The following is a 20836-nucleotide window of genomic DNA, read 5'->3' as shown; positions in this document are numbered from 1 at the left end:
TAAAAAACTGTACAATAACAAAAGTTAAAATTTTCCGCAAACAGTGTTACAGAGTCAAACAAATATGGCAGTCAAAGTAGGAGATACGGCACCGGATTTTACCTTAACGTCGCAAACTGGCGCATCAGTCAGCCTCAAGGATTTTCGTGGTCAAAAAAATGTCATCGTCTACTTTTACCCGAAAGACGATACACCGGGATGCACGGCGGAAGCTTGCGCTTTTCGAGATAGTTATGAAGTTTTCAAAGATGCAGGTGCGGAAGTGATCGGAATTAGTGACGATTCGCAACAATCCCACGAGAAATTTGCCTCAAAATATCAGTTACCTTTTACTTTGTTGAGCGATACGGGCAATAAGGTTCGGCAATTGTACGGGGTTCCGGCTACTATGTGGATTATGCCCGGTAGAGTGACTTATGTGATTGACAAACAAGGTGTTGTCAAGCATATTTTTGACTCGATGTTGGATTTTAAGGCTCACGTTTCGGAAGCGTTGAAGACTTTGGAAGCTATCAAAATTTAGGATCTTCCTTACTTGGTATGCCAAACTAACAATTAAAATGCCGGTAGTGCTTTTATGTAAAGGATGGAGAAAATTGACGCGGTTGAACTTTCAGTATTTCTAATCGGATTTGGTGATTGTAGTCATGAATGAAGTTCCAAATAGCACTATGAGTGATTCTCCAACTTTTTAGAAAACGATAACGTCTTCCTGACTAATCGCGAAATTCGTTGCAAGAGGTCTATTGTTCAATCGTTGGCGTTGCTGAGTTAGAGTATGAATAGGAGGAATAATTTATGCAACGCAAGCGAATGTAAATCAACCCATATCCGTAAAAATGGCAAGAAGAAAGGAAAACAGAATCACATTTGTGTCCAATGTGGTCGTCAATTCATCAATGAGTATGAGCCCCAGAGAGGTTATAGGGAGGCCATCAAACGTGATTGCCTAAATCCGTTAAATCTTGTACCACGATCCCAGCCGAACTTCCTTCTAAACATTTAACCACTGAACGAGTATCTTGGGAGCCGGCAACAAAATAATTAACAAAAGCCCGATCGCCAGCAACCCCAAAAAATCCCGCCGGTTATCCAATTCGCTAACATCATTCAACGCCGGTTCATCGTTGAGAGGTGTCAGCAATAAAATAATTGCCCACAGCAGCAAACCCTGTTCCAAAAAAGCCAGCAGTAACATACAAACTCTAGCAACTTGTCCGATCGCCATACTTGCTCGCTGGCCGAACATCGCGTGTACAATGTGCCCGCCGTCGAATTGTCCCACCGGCATCAAATTAAACGCCGTCAGGATCAAACCCAAATAACCCGCCACCGCCACCGGATGCAAATTAATCGCAGTTTCCACATTCAAAGCACCGCCCAAAGTTAACTTGCTCAACAAAGTCATCAGCAACGAAAAATTTGGACTAAAAGAGTCAAAATTTAACATTCCCGACTTTTCAGAAAGCGGTACAATAGTTGAATGCTGCAAACCCCAAATTAATAAGGGCACTGTCGCAACTAAACCCGTAAACGGGCCGGCAATACTAATATCAAATAAAGCTCGGCGGTGGGGAATTGGACTCCGCATTTGAATAAAAGCGCCCAAAGTTCCCAAGAAAAATGGAATCGGAATAAAATAAGGCAAAGTCGTGCGAATTTTATAGAATCTGGCAGCTAAATAGTGTCCTGATTCGTGAAATGCCAAAATTGTAATTAGCGCCAGCGAGTAAGGCAAACCCCGGAGCAACATTGACGGGTTAGACTGCAAAACCTTTTCAGTAACTCCGGCAATTTGTGAGCCGACAATCGTAGTCGTAAACACGGCGATCAGCAGCAAAGCTAAGGCGAAAAATGGTCTGGTAACAGGTGCAGTTTTGACGGGAGTTTCTACTGATTGGCGGCTGGGGTTAGGAACTATGGCAAAAAAAGGTTGACCGCTCAAACTGTTTTGAAATATGACTAAAAAGCGATCGCCAAAATGCTGTTCCACATTCTCCCGAATTGTTTGATAAGCCGCTTCCGGGTTGGTGCGTAACTGTCCGCGACAGATGACAGCCTGCGGGCGAAATTCTAAATCCCGCAAAAAGTAAATTGACCAAGGAAAACAATCGCGCAAACTTGCTTCTTCGGCTGAATCGATCGGGCGCAGGGGCGGTTTTGGCTTGGCAGGTTCAGCGCCCGAATCTGTTACTTGCTCGGAATCCGATCGGGTAATTTCCTTGCGCCCCAACTGCACTAAAAACCAGTACAAGACAGGGCAAACCAAAAAAGGTATAATTACCAACTCCGGCGGTGCTGTTTTTTTTGCGCCGTTAGCTAAAACCCAACCGCTCCAAATCAGCGCCGGCGCCATCATTACCAGCCACAGCAGCCATACCGGAGTTCTGGTGATGCGGCTGATGCTGCTCTGCAACAAGTAGTAAGATATCCAGCCCAAAACCAACAACCATAGTAAAAAAAACATAATATTTATTACTTCCTTGAAACAACAGAGTTCCGTCTCCAAACAGCCCAGGCTGGTACTGCCAAATATCTTTGCTTTCGCGCCTAACCGGGATACCCTGGGTGCGACAGCCTATTTCATTGTAGAAAACGAATCGAACATCTTAGTGGATTGTCCCCCTTGGGATGAGATTAACCAAGCCTTTTTGGAGGAATGCGGCGGTGTGCGGCTGCTGTTTCTCACCCACCGCGGCGCTATGGCCAAGGCGCGGGAGATTCAGGAAGCCACGGGGTGCGATATCCTGATTCAAGAGCAGGAAGCTTATTTGCTTCCGGGATTGCGGGTGACTGTTTTTGAGCGAGAATTTACTTTGAGCGATCGAATGAAAGCATTTTGGACTCCCGGTCACTCTCCTGGTTCCTCTTGTCTTTATGATAGTGGCAGCGGTGGAGTCCTGTTTTCCGGCAGACACTTGCTCCCCAACCGCGAAGGCGCTCCAGTACCCATTCGGACGCCAAAAACTTTTCACTGGCCCAGACAAATTAACAGCGTGAAGTCAATTGTCGATGGATTTTCCCCTTCGACTTTACAGTATATTTGCCCCGCTGCGAATACTGGTTTTTTGCGGAAAAAAGGATCTATCGATCGAGCTTTTGAGCAATTAACCAATCTGGATTTAACCGTTTTTTTGCAGAATTAAGCATACCCGGCAGTTGAAACTGACATCTTGCACCATTCTCCATAACCTCTTAAAAACCGGGTTTCTGAACGATAAATATAGGTTTTGATGTTAAATTTGCCGTCAGAAACCCGGTTTTTGCCACAGGTACAACATCTCAGTTTCAACCAAAGTTCAACCGCCATATTATCTGATCCCGCCGATTTTTATGAAACAAACCGAAAAAGAAAAAATGCTCGCCGGCGAATTGTATTTAGGTGCTGACGAGCAATTAATTGCCGAACGCCATCGAGCCCGCCGCCTCGCCAGAACTTACAATTCTACCCGCGAAGACGAACCCGACAAACGGTTAGAAATTCTCGCCGAATGGTTCGGTGCCATCGGCCCCAAAGTCGAAATCGAGCCGCCTTTTTACTGCGACTATGGCAGCAATATTTATGCTGGAAACGGATTGTACATGAATTTTGGCTGCGTAATTCTTGACTGCAATCGAGTTAACATTGGTGAAAATTTGCTATGCGGCCCCAATGTGCAAATTTACACCGCTTTTCACCCCACAGACCCAGAAATTAGACTTTCTGGCCGCGAACTCGCCGCAGAAATTAATATTGGTAATAATGTTTGGATTGGTGGCGGCAGTATTATTTGTCCCGGAGTGACTGTGGGCGACAATAGCACGATCGGCGCAGGTAGCGTTGTGGTCAAAGATATTCCCGCAAATGTCGTGGCGGCCGGGAATCCTTGCCGCATCATCCGGCATTTGCCTTGATGTGGTACGATCAACTCGCTGGCGCGATCGGCTCTTTGGAGCTTACCCCAACAATTTTAGATATTAGATACAGCCAGTTTGAGATTTTTCAAGTCAAAGCCCCCAGAAAAATCCGTGCAAAAAATCTAAAATCTAAAATCGCTTGATTTTTCGCGAACGGTTTTCAACTCCTACTCAAAAGATTTTTTATGACGACTGCAACAGTTTATCCCACCGCCCCCGATCTCTGCACCGACGACTATATCGCAGTGGGCTTGGCCACCTGCTTCATCAAAGAAGAAGGCGAAGTTCATCAAGTAAAAATCATCGAAGCTATCCCTTCAGCAGCTTTGGAAGCAATTGTCAAGGGCATTCCCACATCTTATGAAATGGCTTGGGGTACGACTTTAGGAGAGGTGCTGGAGGGCGACTCACCCAAAAGGCTGCCGGAATTTCCCTCGGAAGCTCAGTTTAGCGACGAATTCGGCTTTCGGGCGATCGCCGCAGCCCGCACTTACAAAATCCGCCCCCAAGCTCAAGTTCACATTCCGTCAGGAACAGTTCGCAATGACTTTACTTATTCCTTAGAACGCAAAAGAGTCCTCAATTCCGAGCGCATCGTTCGCACTGAAGATAATGTGAAACAGCACGATCACACTCACAAGGTTCTTTAAATTAATTTGCCAAACTGCGGCAATTTAGCACCGAAAATAGTTTTGAGTTTTGAAATGTGAATTGAATATTTCTTAAATTTTTCGTTCATTAATAACTCAAAACTTTTCAAATTTTATTATTAAGAAAAACGCCAAACTCCTCAAGGTAGGGTGTGCCTTGCCCAATCAAAAAACGCCAATATTTCAACATTACCCGATCGCACAAAATTTAAGCATCTCAACCTAGGCGGCGCTGAGCCGCGAACCTTACCAAATTGAGAGCACTTCTTAACAACACTTAACAAAATATAAGCGGTTGCTGAAATGTTTTAATTTGCCAAAAATATGGTAGGATATGATGCCAGTTTAGGATCGAAAACTTAATAACTTAAACACCTCCTACAGTCCTCTCTCCTGTAAGTTGCCTTCCTCAAAGGAGGCAGAGCCTCCGGATATGCATTACCAGGCAGAGCCTGGTAACGAGCAATCGCTTAAGTTATTAAATTTTCATTCCTTAACAGAGTGAGCCGGCCAACGGGAAAAAATCAAAAAATCCCCGCACTTATTCCTAGTAGTTTTCAGACTACTCGCATTGAATAAGTGCATCGCAGGTGAGCTGAGGATTTTAATCTCACAAATTGGTCAAACCATGCGAAGCTTTGCGAAAGTGAAGTGGTGGAAATTAACTCGAATATTGCAAGCGGGATTTAAGGGCAAATACAATTTTCCCTACAAAATTGCGCTGTTAATTGTGGGCGTAGCAATTGTGGCAGCTAGCATCGCTGGCTGCATCAGCTATCAAAGCGTGCGCCGCTTGATTGTGGACAATTTAGAGCGAAATGCTTTGTTAGAGGTTAAGCAGCGCGGGAACAAGATCGATCGCTGGATCGGCACGAAAAAGGCTGAGATAGAACTCCTCGCAAACACTCCTTCGGTGCGATCGATGAATTGGTATGTGGCAGGGCCTTATTTAAAATCGGAAGTCAATCGACTACAAGACTTCGAGCATTTGGCATTAATCGATCCCGACGGTTTTTATTTCACTACAAAAGTCGGCAGAGCTTTGATTAATGTCAGCGATCGCCAACACTTCAAAAAAGCAATGGCTGGCGAAGTCTATGTTTCAGATCCTACAATTTCTCGCACGCTAAAACAACAGAGTATTGTTCCCATTTCGGCTCCGGTGCGCTCAAATTCGGCAAATTTTCTGGACAAAACAGCCGACAAGCCGATCGGAGTAATGAACGGCATAATCAGCACCGACAGAATAGCCGAAGTAGTAAAAAAACTGGAATATCAAACAGGAACTTATGCTTTTGTTCTCAATTCTCAAGGAGTCCCCATTGTCCATCCCGACGCTCAGTTAATCGGAAATATCGACAAGCCGACTCCGAGTCTGTTGGAGTCCGCAGATACTAATTTGGCAAATGTAGCCAGGGAGATGGTTTATCAAAAAACGGGCATTTTGTTGACCAAAATCAACGATGCCAGAGTTTATGTTGCTTATCTTCCCTTAGAGCAAGCTGAATGGTCGATCGCCCTAGTAATTCCTTCCCACAACATCGAAAAAGAACTAATCGCCTTAAACATATTAGCAGCAGCAGCCACCATACTCTTAGCAGCAGCTATTGTCGCAGTAGTTGCAGCACATAAGCTGTTTGCCGAAAATTACATCCGCACTCGCTCAGAAGCCCTGATTCACCGCTTGAGCGGCCGCATTCGCGCTGGCTTGCCGCTCGATCGCATCCTGCAAACAACAGTAGAAGAACTCGGTACATTGTTAAAGCTCGATCGAGCAATATTCGGCTGGTACGACCCCCGACAAGATACAGTAGAATTTTGCTGGGAATATTGCCGACAAGGTTTATCGGGGCGCTTGGGAATCTTCGGCGCTACCGGAGGGCCATCGGGAGATTTAGCTGCAAGGCTGCAGCGGTGCGAAACAGTAATTCTCAATAAAACCTCCGCCTCTGATGTCGCAGGATTTCAAAAACCAGCCCATCTCGAACTCACAAACAGCCGCTACGCAACAGTACCCGTACTTACTCAGACTAATCGGCTGGGATATCTGTTCGCCATTGCTAATCGGCAGTTTGCGAATCCCAACGAATTAGAAATTTTGGAAGCCATAGCAGATTCACTGGCGATCGCAATTTCTCAATCTCAACTCCAGGGACAAATTCAAGAAGAACTCAAACTTTTAGAAGCAGTATTAGCCCAACTAAGAAAAACCGAAGAGCATTTAGTACAAAGCGAAAAAATGGCAATTTTGGGTCAAATCGCCGCCGGAATTTCCCAGGACATTAATAACCCAATTAACTTTATTTACGGTCGCCTGATTCACGTCAACGATTATATCAAATATTTGCTCGAAATAATTCACCTTTATCGCGAACAGTACCCCCAACCAGTGCCGCGAATTGCCAGAGAAATAGAAACCTTCGACCTAGATTTTATCAGCCAAGACTTGCCGGAAACTCTCAATTCTCTGAAAATAGGAACCGATCGCATTCGGCAGCTCGTAGTGGCTTTTCGGAAAATTTCACTTCCTGACAAGGCTAACAAAGAACACACCAACGTTCACGAAAGTATCGACAATATACTGCTATTGCTCGCTCACAGGCGGTCTCCCAAAATATTAGTAGTCAAGGAATATAACAACCAGCCACCAATTTTGTGTTATCCCGGTCAACTCAGCCAAGTATTTACGAATATCCTCAGCAATGCGATTGATGCTGTTAACAGTCTTGACAACTCCGAGCCAATCATTACAATTAAAACAGATATAGTAGAGCATTTTGCAGGCAGGTTTATTGTAGTATCGATCGCCCACAACGGCTGCCGGATTTCGCCAGAGATTCAACAGAGAATATTTGAACCATTTGGCAATACTAAATCCTGGAAAAATTTTACAGTATTGGGACTATCGGCTTGCTATAAAATTATTGTAGAATTGCACGGCGGTATTTTTACCGTTCAATCTCCAGTACAGTCTGAAATTGAATCTCAAACTGGGGGCGGTGCTGAGTTTATCGTAGAATTGCCGATCGTTTGATATAAAGCCCGTAAAACAGAAATTCGTTGCTGCAAAGCCGATCGCGATCGGATTAGGGGAACAATAAAGGCGCGATAACAGCAAACAACCAGCCTCCCATTACCACGATTTCCACAATAATTAATAGGATATTTTTGTTCATTTTTATATTAAGAGCGATCGACAAAAGAGCGAATTTTGCGCCACCAAGCAGCCGGCGAATCCTCCCGGCGGTACGCAACATCAAACATCGACAAAATTAGCGGCAAACCCCCCACTTTCGCACTCATCAACAAGTGCATCAGCAGACAAAACACTAATACCGCCCAACCAGAAGCGTGCAAATAATACCAAATCTGCGTCAAATCCCCCGCCGGAAGCCATTCTTCCTTAACCATACTTCCAGAGGCGATCGAAAAAGTCAGCGCTAACAACATCAAAGTATTTACAATCCGGTGCAAACTGTACCACCAAATCGGTTTTCCCACCTGAGTTAGTTTGCAAAAAGAATCCGGCTGCACCAAGCGTTGTTGACCTGCGTGGAAACTGTACAATGCAAAAGCCGGCATGACTCCTAACAGCAACAATTTGCCGAAAGTGCCGTGAATCCCGATGATATCAGCAATCTGAGGCGCGGGCACTTTGCCCAACCGCCCGTCATAGGCGTTGTACACCAAAAATGCGGTCAAAATTGCTAAAAGGGCGATCGCACCGTTAAGCCCGTGCAGTAATCTGAGCAACAATGGCTGGTAAGGTTTAGATTGCGGCATTGTCAACTTTGGTACTGAAAAACTCTTCACCATACTTTACAACTAATCCCGGCATTTTTCAACCCTGCAAATTATGAAACAAATGTGATTCAAAAATGAATGTATTGTGATAAAAACGTTATTTTATCGAGGTTTAGTGTAGACTAAAATTGTCTAAAAAAACCTTTAATCGTAACGCTTTACACTTTAAAAAAATGGATGCAACCACTACCGTCTTTCTTTCCTTGGGACTAGCAGCAGATGCTTTTGCTGTGGCGATTTCTAGCGGTTTAGCAATCAAACACATGAAGCTCAATAAAGCTTTAAAAATAGCCTTATTTTTCGGCTGCTTTCAAGCTTTGATGCCCGTAATCGGATGGTTGGCGGGTCTGAGTTTTAGTTCTTGGATAACACCGATCGACCATTGGATCGTTTTTGGGCTGTTGAGTTTTATTGGCGGTAAAATGATTTACGAATCGCTGCAGGGCGAAGAAAGCGAAAAAAAGTTCAATCCCTTACATACTGGAACTTTGATAACCCTGTCGGTGGCGACGAGTATTGATGCTCTCGCAGTGGGAGTCGGATTTGCTGTCTTGAAAGATTCTATTGCTCAGGCGGTGACTGCGATCGGATTTATTACTTTCTTTTTAGCTTTTGCCGGCGTGTTTATCGGACACAAGTGCGGCAACTTGTTTGCAAATAAAATTGAGATTTTGGGCGGCGCAATTTTGATTTTTATTGGCAGCAGAATCTTGTTTCTACACTTGACAGAAGCGACAATAATTACAGGACAGTAGTCAGTAGTCAGTAGTCAGTAGTTAGTAGTCATTAGTCAGTAGTCATTAGTTATTTTCCCAATTCCCAATTCCCAATTCCCAATTCCCAATTCCCAATTCCCAATTCCCAATTCCCAATTCCCAATTCCCAATTTCCAATTCCCAATTTCCAATTCCCAATTTCCAATTCCCAATTTCCAATTCCCAATTCCCAATTCCCAATTCCCCAAAGATGGTATAACAGAAATATTACGTTAAAGGATAAAAATTCCGTGATTAAACTTTACGGCGGAGCCCAAAGCAGGGCATCAATTGTCAAGTGGTATCTAGAAGAAATAGGGGTTCCCTACGAATTCGTCACCCTAGATATTCAAGCAGGGGAACACTTGCAGCCACAGTTTATGGAAATTAACCCGATGGGCAAAGTACCGGCAATTGTGGATGGAGATTTTAAACTTTGGGAATCCGGCGCAATTTTGCTGTATTTAGCTCAAAAATACGGTAAGATGCCCCAGACTTTGGAGCAGCAAGCTGAAATTGTGCAGTGGGTCATTTTTGCCAACGCGACGCTGGGGTCGGGAATATTTACAGAAGCAACTCGCGATAGCGAAACTCCCCGCTTGTTAACACCGCTTAATCAAATCTTCGAGAAACAGCCGTTTGTAATGGGTGATGAATTCGGCGTCGCCGATGCAGCAGTCGGGTCAATATTGGCTTACATTCCGATGGTGCTAAAACTAGACCTCAGTCCTTATCCGGCTGTTGTAGATTACATGAAGCGGATCTCAGAAAGACCGGCATTTAAAAGTGCGATCGGCGGCAGTTGAAAGAAGTTCGGCAACGGATTTTTTAACGGATGTAATGGATATAGGAATGGTTCGCCAGTCTCAAGAAACCGGGTTTTTCCTAGAAATTGAGGGTTTTAGTCAAGTATTTGGTTAAAAACCCGGTTTCTGGCCACCCCTGCGCCAATCTCAAGAAACCGGGTTTTTCCTAGAGATTGAGGGTTTTAGTCAAGTATTTGGTTAAAAACCCGGTTTCTGGCCACCCCTGCGTCCAGTCCGAGAAGAGAAAGAAGAACGAAACAAAAATTAACACCTAAAAACAGGGGCAATTGGTGAACTGCCCCTGTTTTTAATGCAATCAACCTTATCTGAACCCGACAGCCGCTTGCCAGACAAAAGCCAGCAGCAAGAAAAACACGGGAATCACTGGCAAAACATTAACCAAAGGGTCAAAGATTGCATAAGCCTCGGGCAGTTTAGCCAACAGTAATGCAGCTTCCATGAATCAACCTACCTATCCAACACAATTTTAATAATTGTCGCATATCTTCACCAAAGGATCTCACGATCGATCGACAGTCGGTGTCAGCCAGTGGGCAAACTCTTCGGTAAATCGATCGGCCAAAATCGCCTCCCGCATTTTTCCAGTAAAGCGAATCAACTCCGTGACGTTGTGCAGCGCCAGCAAAGTATAGCTGAGTGCCTCCTTAGCCCGCGCCAAATGGGCCAAATAAGCCCGACTGAATTTTTGGCAGGTATAGCAAGGACAAGACTCATCCAGGGGAGCAAAATCCTCCCGAAACCGAGCATTTTTCAAATTCCAGCGTTCCCCTCGCACAAAAGCCGTCCCGTGGCGGCCCAGCCGAGTCGGAATCACGCAGTCAAACATATCTACACCGCTCGCCACCGCCAGCGCCATTTCCCGATAGGTGCCAATCCCCATCAAATAACGGGGTTTATTTGCAGGTAACAGGGGCGCAGTAACTCTCACAATCTCTGCGATCAAATCCCCCGATTCCCCGACGCTAACCCCGCCGATCGCATAACCGGGCAAATCTAAGTCTACCAACTGGTTCGCCGCGCGCGATCGCAAATCGGGGAAAACACCCCCCTGCACGATGCCGAACAAAGCTTGTTCCGGGCGCGAGTGAGCCTGCATACAGCGTTGCAGCCAGCGGTAAGTGCGATCTGTCGCTGCCTCCACCTCGTCCCGTGTAGCGGGGTAAGGCGGACACTCATCAAAGGCCATAATCACGTCAGCGCCTAACTCGTTCTGAATCTCGATCGATTTTTCCGGCGTTAAATTAATGATGCGGCCGTCGCGGGGAGCTCGAAAAGTCACCCCATTCTCCGAAATAGTCCGCATTTGGCTCAAGCTAAACACCTGAAAGCCGCCCGAATCCGTCAGAATCGGGCCCGGCCAAGCCATAAATTTGTGCAATCCGCCAGCGCCCGCGACAATTCGTTCCCCCGGCTGCAAGTGCAAGTGATAAGTATTGGCCAAAACCATTTGAGCTCCCGCGTCTTCAAGATGTGCCGGAGTCAAAGTTTTGACATTAGCCAAAGTGCCCACGGGCATAAACTTTGGCGTTTCCACAACACCGTGGGGAGTGCTAAAAACCCCTGCACGCGCTTGGGTATGGCTGCAGTTAGCCTTACATTCAAAAGAAAATTTCGCCTTGTCCTCAGTCATTAGTCCCCGATGCTCGTTAACCGCTACTCGGCCGTCCGTGTTATTTAATCTATTGTTGTTGACATCGCGACAAAAAAAACCATGACCCCGCCCAAAAACGGAGACAATTTTCCGACAATTCTCGTGGAGGGCCAAAAATTTTAGACCTTAGTTCTACCTCCCAGATTCATCTTTCGAGTAAATCTAAAATCTAAAATCTAAAATCTAAAATCGATTGACTGACGGTTAAAACTGAGAATCATCCTCATCCAATTGCAGATCCCAGTGGCCTGAGAGTACCTGATCGACAACTGCATCCAAAGCCGCAGCATTTAAATTCCGGGAGACTTGCTCTTGTAAAGGATTGGAGAGGGGAATTAACCGCAACTGCCGGCCGTCTTGAATCAGGTCAAAATAAGCACCATCTTCAGGCGACTGTTTCAGTTCCAGGTAATCAAAACTATACACGTTCAAATAAAGCGCATTGTTGGCAATCAGGGTAGAACGGTGGGGGTTGGCGAAGACTTCGAGCACGTACCCTTCGCCTTCGCTGTAAATCTTGCCATCTTGGATGTGAAGGTAGCGCACACGTCCTAAATCAAACAGCAATCTTTTGATATCGCGCTTGTTGACGACAATGCCTGTATCAATGATGCAAGGAGCAACTACCCTGTTATTCGATTGGTCGTGACTCATGGAACAAAAGCCTCTGTTGTAGTATTTTCCCGTTTTGAAAATCGGGGAGTTAGCTAGAATTCTGGATACGGGAAACCAGAATCTTGAGTTTAGTCATTTTAGATAGGGAGCTTCGGGAGCGCTGCCGGCAGAGGTTTTCCGGGGAAAATTGCTCGGACAGGAGGAATGCCCGATCCAAAGGACTAGCGTGTTACAGTTCCAATTCTGGCACAAGCTAATGAATTGACAAGTGTATACAAAATGAAAAAATTTCTATCTTATGGTGGATGATAAATTGGTTCGCTCTACGATCGACTTTTTCCGGAATCAAGGCGCTGCTATTGCAGCCGCAGTCGCGTTTTATACTTGTTTGCCGGTGCCGATGTCTTGGACTTTGGAGTTTCGGGGCATTGCTCGCTTGGCACCGACGATCGGGCTTTTGATTGGTGGGATGCTGGGACTGGCAGATCTTGGGTTGCATTTGTTGGGTATGCCTGCTCTGACTCGATCGGCATTAGTAGTAGTTTTGGGCATTGCCATCACTGGCGGGCTGCACCTAGATGGAGCAATGGACGCGGCGGACGGGCTGGCCGTCCCCGACCCGGTGCGCCGGCTGGAAGTGATGCGGGATAGCGTTACAGGGGCTTTTGGGGCGATGGCTGCGATCGCGATCGTCCTGCTGAAAACTGCCGCTCTCTCGGATTTGAATCACTATCGGTGGCTGGCTTTGATGGGTGTGGCGGGTTGGGGGAGGTGGGGCCAACTGGTGGCGATCGCCCGCTATCCCTATCTCCGCCCGGAGGGTAAGGGAGCTTTTCATAAAGAATCGATTTATTCACCTTTTGATTTTATCCCAGGAGTTCTGTTGTTGGTGAGTTTGAGCGTGCTGCAAGTTGTCTTGGATGGCGATCGGTGGCTGTTGGCGGTGGGGATGGCTTTGGGCGGAAGTGCGATCGGAATTTTTGTCGGAGCCTGGTTTAACCACCGTTTGGGCGGCCATACGGGCGATACTTACGGTGCTGTAGTTGAGTGGACGGAGGCTTTGTTGCTGTGTCTTTTGGTGGCTTTGGAAGGGTGAACTGTTGACTGTTGACTGTTGACTGTTAACTGTTAACTGCTAACTGGTGACTGCTAACTGGTGACTGTTAACTGTTAACAAATAACCAATAACCAATCACCAATCACCAATCACCAATCACCAATAACCAATAACCAAAAGACTTAACATTATTGACAATTCATTTGCCGAGCGCGATCGACCGCAGCCTGCAATTTTTCCGCCAGTATACGAACGTGCGGCTCTTGTAACATCCCCAAATGGTCGCTAGGGATCTCGTGAATCTCTATTCCTCCTGTAACTACCTCGCCCCAACCCAATTCGGGATCGGCATCAAACAAGATGGCACTCTCAACCGCTTTGAAGATAGTCGCTCCACCCGAGTAAACTCCTGCTACATAGTGTCTCAATGCCTCTTCATTGAGTTCTCGATGAGTGAAGTTTTCCAGATCGATCGGCAAGGGACGCCCGATCGCTTGGTAAAACTTAGAAGAAATCCTCCATATTTGATTAGTAATACTTTCGACTTTTCCCGCCAGATTGCTCTGAGTTTTTCGCAGAAATACACCGGGAGTCATGTGTAAAACTTTCATCGCCCGTTGACCGCGCTTTACTTGAGGCAAATTTTTAAAAGCATCCGGGCCGTAGGTATCCAACAATCCCAGCAAAGCTACCTTTTCACCTTTGGCATGAAGTTGCCTAGCTATCTCAAAAGCTACTGTTCCACCAAAAGATACTCCTAACAGAAAATAAGGCCCGTGCGGCTGGAAAACTTGCATTTCTTTGATGTAATAAGCTGCCAATTCCTCAACTCGATTTGGGGGAGCCAGATTTTCATCCATAATCTGGGTAGACAGTCCCAAAATAGCCTGCGATTGCTCCAAATGATTCAGTAAAGGACGGTAAAATTCCAATCCCCTACCGAGTACGTGAATGCAGAAAAGAGGAGGTTTGTAACTCCCTGTTCCCGGTTGAATCACTACCATTGACGGAGAGGGAGACGACCATTCCGGTTCGCGGAGAATATCAGCCAATTGTTCGACTGTTGGCGATTGGAAAATTGCAGATAGTGGCAGTTTTTTGCCGAATACTTTTTCAACTTCAGCTAACAAACGCGCTGCTAACAGCGAATGCCCTCCTATCTCGAAGAAATTGTCCCTGATGCCAACTGAATTGATGCCTAAAACTTGTTCCCAAATTTGCTTCACTTGGAATTCTAATTTGTCCCGGGGGGCAACAGCAATTGTTTGATCGGGTGCAACGCTGGCAGATTGCCACTTTTGACTTGCCAAAGCGTGGCGGTCAACTTTGCCGTTGGGGTTCAAGGGCAAAGCATCGAGGAACACAAACCCAGCGGGTATCATGTAGTCTGGCAGTCTTTTTTGCAGGAAACTCCGCAGGGTATTGGCGGCGAGAATTTTGCCTGGGCCCGGGACTACATAAGCTGCGAGACATTTATTCCCTGAAGCATCTAACTGAACTGCCACAGACACTTGACTCACATCTAAATGTCCAGCCAGTACGGCCTCAATTTCTCCTATTTCAATGCGGAAGCCGCGAATCTTTACTTGATTGTCAATGCGTCCCAAATACTCAATGTTACCATCGGGCAGATAGCGGGCTAAATCCCCTGTTTTGTAAAGGTGATTTGCAGAAGGAAGAAGGCTTGAAACCGATCGCCCTTCGGCATTTTTCCATCCATCTTCTTGGTTGGCGATCAAAGGATTTGGAATGAATCTTTCGGCTGTTAAATCGGGGCGGTTGAGGTAGCCTCTGGCTAAGCCTGCACCGCCTGCATACAACTCGCCCGGAACGCCGATCGGCACTGGCTGCAAATGGCGATCGAGTATGTAAACTTGAGTATTGGCGATCGGTCTGCCGATCGGCACCGAATTGCTAATTTGACTGTCACGGGCGATCGCAAAACAGCAAGTAAAAGTCGTATTTTCTGTCGGCCCGTAACCGTTAATTAATTGGCAGTTTGGAGCCTCTCTCAGCAATTTCTGGACGTGGGTAACAGATAAAACATCGCCGCCAGCCAACAGTAGACGTAAGCCCTTTAAATCCTCAATCCGCTCGTCTACCATCAAGTGAAACAGTCCGGCGGTCAGCCACAAAATTGTCACTTTATATAAACCGATCGCCTCTCCCAGCTCTGCTAAAGATGGAGTTCCTGGGGGAAAGACAACCAGTTGCGCCCCGTTAAGCAGCGCCCCCCAAATTTCCAGCGTCGAAGCGTCAAAGGAAATCGGAGCCAGTTGCAGGAAGACTTCGGCGGCGCTGAAGCTCGCATAATCGGTGTTTTTCACTAACCGCACTACCCCACGGTGGACGACACAAACGCCTTTTGGTTTGCCTGTGGAACCGGAAGTATACATGACATAAGCCAGATTTTCCGCCTGCGCGAGATGGGCAAGATTGTCCTCACTTTGTGCGTTTATTTCCTCCCGCACCTGCTCCAAACAAACTATTTTTGCTTCAGTATCGGGCAGCTTTTCTGTTAAATGCTGTTGAGTTAACAGCACCGATAGGGCGGCATCTGACAGCATGAATTCCAGACGGTCTTGGGGATAGGCTGGATCTAAAGGCAAGTAAGCAGAGCCGGCTTTGAGAACAGCTAACAGCGAGACGATCGCATCCATAGAGCGATCGAAACAAACACCGATTAAAACTTCCGGCCCAGCCCCCAAAGTTTGCAAGTAATGGGCGAGTTGATTGGCCCGAGAATTTAGCTGTTGGTAAGTTAACTGTTGTTCGCCAAAAACTAAGGCTACAGCATCGGGAGTTTGCTCTGCTTGAACTTCAAATAGTTGGTGAATGCAGGCTGATTCGGGATAATTTGTTTGAGTGTTATTCCACTCGATCTGGATCTGGTGTCGCTCTGTTTCTGTCAGCAGGGGCAATTCTGAAATCTTCTGCTTTGGATTGGCTGCGATCGCTTCGAGTAAAGTCTGGAAATGTCCCGCCATCCGAGCGATCGTTGACCCATCAAACAGGTCAGCATTGTATTCCCATTCTGCTACCAATCCATCAGCCGTATTCTCCATTGATAAAGTTAAATCAAACTTGGCTGTGCCGATTTCCAGCGGATATGAACTTACCGTTAACTCAGGCAGTTCCACAGCAGGAACCAAAGCGTCGTTGAGGACAAACATTACCTGGAACAGAGGCGTATAGCTTAAGTCTCGCCTTGGTTGCAATGCCTCTACCAACTTCTCGAAGGGCAAGTCTTGATGCGCGTAAGCTTGCAGCGCCACTTCCCGAACTCTGGCGAGTAACTCCTCAAAACTGGGGTGGCCGCCGAGGTCGGTACGCAGCACTAAGGTATTGACAAAAAAGCCAATTAGTCCTTCAATTTCCCGCCGATTGCGACCAGCTACAGGCGTACCCACTACGATGTCCTCACTGTTTGTATAGCGGGAGAGTAATGTCTGAAATGCTGCCAAAAGGGTCATAAACAGAGTGACTCCCGCTCGCTTGCCCAGAGCGGTAAGTTCCGCGCTCAATTCCAGGGAAAGGGCTGCATAGTAATATCCTCCCCGGAAGGTTTGAACAGGCGGTCGCGCTCGGTCTGCGGGTAATTCTAATAAAGCTGGAGCGTCCAATAGTTGTTGCTTCCAGTAGTCAAGCTGGGGAACCAGTATTTCTCCAGACAACCACTGCCGCTGCCAACCCGCAAAGTCGGCGTACTGTACGGATAATTCTGGTAAAACCGGAGCCATGCCCGTGCTGTTGGCTTTGTAAAGTTCTGCTAACTCTCGCAAGAACACGCCTACAGACCACCCATCAGAAATAATGTGGTGCATGGTAAACAGCAAGACGTACTCGGTTTCACCTAGCTGCAGCACCAAACCTCGGAGCAAAAGCTCTCGTTCCAGGTTAAAAGGTCGATTCGCTTCTTCATTTACCCATCGTTGCGCTTCAATTTCTCGCTCGCTTTCTCCTAGGTGCAACAAGCTGACTACTTGTAGTTCCCAACTGTGAGTTGAAGCGATCGCCTGAATGGGTTCTCCCTCTACTGTCGCGAAGTTGGTGCGTAAGGCTTCGTGACGCCCGATAATTTCGTTGATGCTGTTCTGTAGCGCCGCTATATTGAGCTGACCGAAAAGACGCAACGCTACCGGGATGTTGTAAAAGGCACTGTTGGGCTGTAACTGGTCGAGAAACCACAGTCGCTGTTGAGCAAAGGATAGTGGGATGTCCCCTGACCTTGGAATTGGTAGAAGCGGCTCTGCTTCTTGTGATTGTCCGTTAGAGAGCGAATTCTCTACCCGAGAGGCGAATTCGGCAATGGTGGGTGCTTCAAACAAACTGCGTAGCGCTAATTCGACGGCAAAGGTATCGCGCACTCTCGAAATTACTTGAGTGGCTAATAAGGAATGTCCGCCCAGTTCAAAGAAATTGTGGTGAACGCCCACAATTTCAATTCTCAGGACATCCGCCCAAATGCTGGCTAGCATCTCTTCAATAGGAGTTCTTGGGGCTACTAATGACTGTTGCAGTTCGGGTCGAAATTCTGGTGCGGGTAAGGCGCGACGGTCTACCTTGCCGCTGGGGGTTAGTGGCAGGGCATTCAACATCACCAATGCTCCCGGTATCATATAATCAGGCAGTTTCTCTTTAAGAAAACCCCGCAAGTTGCTAGTGGCGATCGTGGACGAGTTGTTGGCGACAATGTAAACTGCCAGATATTTTTGACCTGGAACATCTTCTCGCACTATAACTACAGTTTCTCGCACGCCGGGGTACTGCGCGATCGCTGCCTCAATTTCCCCCAGTTCGATGCGGAAGCCGCGAATCTTGACTTGATTGTCGATGCGACCTAGAAACTCAATGTTACCGTCACTTAGGTAACGGGCTTTATCGCCAGTTTTGTAGAGGCGTGACCCAGATTGAGTGGTGAAGGGGTTAGGGATAAATTTTTCATCAGTCAAATCGGGACGGTTTAGGTAGCCTCGGGCGACGCCAGCACCGCCGATGTGTAGTTCACCCGATACGCCGATGGGGACTGGCTTTAGGAGGCGGTCGAGAATATAAATTTGCGTGTTAGCGATGGGACGACCGATAGGAGGAAGTATCGGCCAATTGTCCGCTGAATTAGTGAGGGTAAAAGTGGTGACAACATGGCTCTCCGATGGTCCATAATGATTGTGCAAAGTACAATCAGTTAGCTTGCTCAACCAGCTAGAAATGGCGGGAGTAATCTGCAACTGTTCACCAGCAGTAATGATTTCCCGTAAATAGCTGGTAACTAATTCACTACCAGTAGCTACCTCAGCTATTTGCTGTAAGGCAACAAAGGGGACAAACAGTCTCTCAACAGCTTTTTCTTGGAGTAAACCTAACAAAGCGAATGCATCTCGTCGTAATTCCTCTGCAATCAAGAGTAATGTCCCTCCAGAACACCAAGTAGAAAACATTTCTTGGAAGGAGACATCAAAGCTGATAGGAGCAAATTGTAGAGTTTTTGCCCCGCTAGAAATTGTCGTATTTTGAAGTTGCCACAAGATCAGATTGCAAAGAGAAAAATGATTCATTGCTACTCCCTTAGGCTGACCTGTAGAACCGGAAGTATAAATCACATAAGCCAAGTTAGTTGCTTCCACACCAGTGATTGGATTCTCCTCGCTCGACTGGGAAATCACCTGCCAATCAGTATCTAAATAGACAAACTGCGCTTCATATTCAGGTAGCTTCTCAACCAGTCGCTGTTGCGTCAACAGCACCTTAACTTGAGCGTTTTGGAGCATAAAGCTCAAGCGTTCAGTAGGATACTCTGGGTCAAGCGGCACATAAGGACCACCAGCCTTGAGGATACCAAGCAATCCCACTACCATCTCTAGGGAGCGCTCCACGCAGATACCCACCGAAACTTCTGGCCCCACACCCAGAGTTCTCAAGTGATGTGCTATTTTGTTAGCCCGTTGGTTGAGTTGGAGGTAGGTCAACTGTTTATCTTCAAAAACCACCGCAATGGCATCGGGCGATCGCGTAACCTGTTCCTCAAACAACTGGTGGATACACTTATCAGAGGGATATTCTTTTGTGGTGTTGTTCCATTCCACTAGCAACTGGTATCCCTCTGCTTCGGTTAGCAGGGGCAATTCTGAAATCTTCTGGTTTGGATTAGCAACTATTCCCTCTAACAGCACCTCAAATTCAGCCATGCGGCGGCGGATTGTCGCAGCATCAAATAAGTTAGTATTGTACTGACACTCCAGCACGAGTTTGTTTTTTGTTTCGCTGGCATTCACCGCCCATTCAAAATTTTCATAAGTTCTCGGATTCGAGAAGACTTCAGCCTTAAAACCTTCAAAATTCAGCTGATCTTCGGTAAGCTGCACATCCAAATTAAAACTTACAGGCACTAGCGGAATGCGACTGAAATCCCGTGGCATTGCTAGTTTTTTGACCAGAGTACCGAAGGTTAGCTGCTGGCGTTCGATCGCATCTAAAACTCCAGTGCGGCGCGATCGCAAATAATCGATAAAAGATTGTTCTCCGTTAATTTGGGTACGCAACGGCAAGAAACTTACGCAGTGTCCGGCAAGCTTGTCTTTGCCCCCAACAAGCTGTCCCGCCGCCGGCATTCCGACAACCAAATCCTCTTGTCCGCACAAGCGGTAGATAAAAGCTTCAAATCCAGCCAAGAGAATTGTAAAAAAACTGCACCCTGCTTTCTTTCCCTGGCGTTTGAGGTTAGCAACCAAATCCGGCTTGAGTTCCCAATCTTCCCGCGAACCCTTGTAAGTTCTCAAAGGAGGCCGCGCTCTGTCTGTCGGCAAATCCAGCACTGGAATCGTGCCTGAAAACTGATTTAACCAATACTTTTCAGCGGCAATAACTTCGGGGCTTGTTGCTTGTTCTTCTTGTGAAATTGCGTACTCTATAAAACTTTCGGGCTGTGGAAGATTGACCGCTAAGCCTTGATTTTTTGCAGAATAAATTTCACCCAAATCAGGGAATAATATGCCCCAAGACCAGCCATCGCAAACGATGTGGTGACAGGTGAGAATAACGATGTGTTCCTGTTCTTGCAGCTTGATAATTTGACTGCGAAACAGCGGCCCGCGCACTAAATTGAAAGGCTGTTCGACTTCTTGGCGGCGCAAATGTGCTAATTTAGATTCGCGATCGTCCAAAATTGACAAATCTATCAAAGGAATATCAATCTCGATCGACGACGCAATGCAGAGAGTCGATCCGTCAGGGCTAAATGTTGTCCGCAGCGACTCGTGTCGCTGCACCAATTCTTGAATGGAAAATCGGAGAGATTCAACGTCGAGATTTCCTTGCAATCGCAGACACATCGACTCGTTGTAAGCGCAATTTGCCTCGTCTTCCATTTGCACGGCAATCCAGATTTCCTTTTGCGATTCCGTCGCGGGTACGCAAGCAAAAAGTTCTCCGCCGGCGAAAGGATCGAAGTCTACAGCAGTTAGTTTTGGTTGTAAATCTGCGGCTATTTTCATTGGCTATGCGTTGGTTAGTATCTACAGGATTTAATTGTCAACCATCACGGTTAGTGGGGGCGGGTTTGCGAGACTATCGGTTTGCGGCAA

15 protein-coding genes and 1 pseudogene are annotated in these 20836 nt (G+C 46.7%); 9 read left to right on the top strand and 7 right to left on the bottom strand.

Going from position 1 to position 20836, the window contains the following annotated elements; translation table 11 throughout:
- The first annotated feature begins 64 nt into the window (after positions 1 to 64).
- Together QUB13_RS02800 and QUB13_RS30370 are read left to right on the top strand one after the other, a co-directional pair.
- Entirely contained in the window at positions 65 to 523 is a 459-nt protein-coding gene (locus QUB13_RS02800) for a peroxiredoxin (protein WP_333087571.1), read from the top strand.
- 255 nt (positions 524 to 778) lie between these two features.
- Positions 779 to 952, top strand: a pseudogene (locus tag QUB13_RS30370) (IS1/IS1595 family N-terminal zinc-binding domain-containing protein); the annotation flags it as partial.
- Between the two features lie 42 nt (positions 953 to 994).
- Here QUB13_RS30370 and QUB13_RS02795 read toward each other — a convergent pair.
- Positions 995 to 2467, bottom strand: coding sequence for a site-2 protease family protein (locus QUB13_RS02795; protein WP_333378727.1), 1473 nt, complete (start codon positions 2465 to 2467; stop codon positions 995 to 997).
- A gap of 16 nt (positions 2468 to 2483) precedes the next feature.
- Between QUB13_RS02795 and QUB13_RS02790 the strand changes: the two genes are divergently transcribed.
- From QUB13_RS02790 to QUB13_RS02775, 4 genes are all read left to right on the top strand, one after another.
- On the top strand, positions 2484 to 3146 hold the full coding sequence (locus QUB13_RS02790; protein WP_333378724.1) for an MBL fold metallo-hydrolase: 663 nt from the start codon (positions 2484 to 2486) through the stop codon (positions 3144 to 3146).
- Between the two features lie 187 nt (positions 3147 to 3333).
- Positions 3334 to 3894, top strand: a complete 561-nt coding sequence (locus QUB13_RS02785; RefSeq protein WP_333113456.1) for a sugar O-acetyltransferase — start codon at positions 3334 to 3336, stop codon at positions 3892 to 3894.
- A 188-nt stretch (positions 3895 to 4082) separates the two neighbouring features.
- Complete coding sequence (locus tag QUB13_RS02780) at positions 4083 to 4547, top strand: hypothetical protein (RefSeq protein ID WP_333087563.1); 465 nt, start codon at positions 4083 to 4085, stop codon at positions 4545 to 4547.
- A 646-nt stretch (positions 4548 to 5193) separates the two neighbouring features.
- The gene (locus QUB13_RS02775; RefSeq protein ID WP_333378721.1) at positions 5194 to 7581 is read left to right on the top strand and encodes a cache domain-containing protein; all 2388 of its coding nucleotides are present in this window, start codon (positions 5194 to 5196) and stop codon (positions 7579 to 7581) included.
- A gap of 149 nt (positions 7582 to 7730) precedes the next feature.
- On the opposite strand, the gene QUB13_RS02770 is transcribed toward QUB13_RS02775, so the two are convergent.
- Positions 7731 to 8330 (bottom strand): cytochrome b/b6 domain-containing protein, encoded by a 600-nt coding sequence (locus QUB13_RS02770; protein ID WP_333378719.1) that lies wholly within the window; start codon positions 8328 to 8330, stop codon positions 7731 to 7733.
- Between the two features lie 194 nt (positions 8331 to 8524).
- Here QUB13_RS02770 and QUB13_RS02765 point away from each other — a divergent pair, with 194 nt between their 5' ends.
- Complete coding sequence (locus tag QUB13_RS02765; protein ID WP_333378715.1) at positions 8525 to 9106, top strand: manganese efflux pump MntP; 582 nt, start codon at positions 8525 to 8527, stop codon at positions 9104 to 9106.
- 45 nt (positions 9107 to 9151) lie between these two features.
- On the opposite strand, the gene QUB13_RS02760 is transcribed toward QUB13_RS02765, so the two are convergent.
- Positions 9152 to 9307 (bottom strand): hypothetical protein, encoded by a 156-nt coding sequence (locus QUB13_RS02760; protein ID WP_333378712.1) that lies wholly within the window; start codon positions 9305 to 9307, stop codon positions 9152 to 9154.
- A 50-nt stretch (positions 9308 to 9357) separates the two neighbouring features.
- Here QUB13_RS02760 and QUB13_RS02755 point away from each other — a divergent pair, with 50 nt between their 5' ends.
- Complete coding sequence (locus tag QUB13_RS02755; RefSeq protein WP_333378709.1) at positions 9358 to 9912, top strand: glutathione S-transferase family protein; 555 nt, start codon at positions 9358 to 9360, stop codon at positions 9910 to 9912.
- A gap of 322 nt (positions 9913 to 10234) precedes the next feature.
- Here QUB13_RS02755 and QUB13_RS02750 read toward each other — a convergent pair whose 3' ends face one another.
- The 3 genes from QUB13_RS02750 to QUB13_RS02740 all read right to left on the bottom strand — a co-directional run bounded on the left by QUB13_RS02750 (position 10235) and on the right by QUB13_RS02740 (position 12238).
- The gene (locus QUB13_RS02750; RefSeq protein ID WP_068815178.1) at positions 10235 to 10372 is read right to left on the bottom strand and encodes a photosystem II reaction center protein K; all 138 of its coding nucleotides are present in this window, start codon (positions 10370 to 10372) and stop codon (positions 10235 to 10237) included.
- Positions 10373 to 10432: 60 nt separating this feature from the next.
- Positions 10433 to 11563 carry a tRNA guanosine(34) transglycosylase Tgt gene (gene tgt, locus QUB13_RS02745; protein WP_333378706.1) on the bottom strand — a complete coding sequence of 377 codons (1131 nt, stop codon included), beginning with the start codon at positions 11561 to 11563 and terminating at the stop codon, positions 10433 to 10435.
- A 225-nt stretch (positions 11564 to 11788) separates the two neighbouring features.
- Entirely contained in the window at positions 11789 to 12238 is a 450-nt protein-coding gene (locus QUB13_RS02740) for a hypothetical protein (protein ID WP_333378703.1), read from the bottom strand.
- A 259-nt stretch (positions 12239 to 12497) separates the two neighbouring features.
- Here QUB13_RS02740 and cobS point away from each other — a divergent pair, with 259 nt between their 5' ends.
- Positions 12498 to 13295 carry an adenosylcobinamide-GDP ribazoletransferase gene (gene cobS / locus QUB13_RS02735; RefSeq protein WP_333378700.1) on the top strand — a complete coding sequence of 266 codons (798 nt, stop codon included), beginning with the start codon at positions 12498 to 12500 and terminating at the stop codon, positions 13293 to 13295.
- A 149-nt stretch (positions 13296 to 13444) separates the two neighbouring features.
- On the opposite strand, the gene QUB13_RS02730 is transcribed toward cobS, so the two are convergent.
- Complete coding sequence (locus tag QUB13_RS02730) at positions 13445 to 20746, bottom strand: amino acid adenylation domain-containing protein (protein WP_333378697.1); 7302 nt, start codon at positions 20744 to 20746, stop codon at positions 13445 to 13447.
- Positions 20747 to 20836: the final 90 nt, after the last annotated feature.

It is taken from the genome of Microcoleus sp. B4-D4 (assembly GCF_036705185.1).
Lineage (GTDB): Bacteria > Cyanobacteriota > Cyanobacteriia > Cyanobacteriales > Microcoleaceae > Microcoleus.
Note: the sequence above shows the minus strand (reverse complement) of the source record. Positions and strands in the feature narration are given on the sequence as shown.

Bases quoted from the DNA above. Each gene is read 5' to 3' on its own strand.
- QUB13_RS02800 (WP_333087571.1), top strand. From the start codon at position 65: ATGGCAGTCAAAGTAGGAGATACGGCACCGGATTTTACCTTAACGTCG.
- QUB13_RS02795 (WP_333378727.1), bottom strand. From the start codon at position 2,467: ATGTTTTTTTTACTATGGTTGTTGGTTTTGGGCTGGATATCTTACTAC.
- QUB13_RS02785 (WP_333113456.1), top strand. From the start codon at position 3,334: ATGAAACAAACCGAAAAAGAAAAAATGCTCGCCGGCGAATTGTATTTA.
- QUB13_RS02780 (WP_333087563.1), top strand. From the start codon at position 4,083: ATGACGACTGCAACAGTTTATCCCACCGCCCCCGATCTCTGCACCGAC.
- QUB13_RS02770 (WP_333378719.1), bottom strand. From the start codon at position 8,330: ATGCCGCAATCTAAACCTTACCAGCCATTGTTGCTCAGATTACTGCAC.
- QUB13_RS02765 (WP_333378715.1), top strand. From the start codon at position 8,525: ATGGATGCAACCACTACCGTCTTTCTTTCCTTGGGACTAGCAGCAGAT.
- QUB13_RS02750 (WP_068815178.1), bottom strand. From the start codon at position 10,372: ATGGAAGCTGCATTACTGTTGGCTAAACTGCCCGAGGCTTATGCAATC.
- tgt (WP_333378706.1), bottom strand. From the start codon at position 11,563: ATGACTGAGGACAAGGCGAAATTTTCTTTTGAATGTAAGGCTAACTGC.
- QUB13_RS02740 (WP_333378703.1), bottom strand. From the start codon at position 12,238: ATGAGTCACGACCAATCGAATAACAGGGTAGTTGCTCCTTGCATCATT.
- cobS (WP_333378700.1), top strand. From the start codon at position 12,498: ATGGTGGATGATAAATTGGTTCGCTCTACGATCGACTTTTTCCGGAAT.
- QUB13_RS02730 (WP_333378697.1), bottom strand. From the start codon at position 20,746: ATGAAAATAGCCGCAGATTTACAACCAAAACTAACTGCTGTAGACTTC.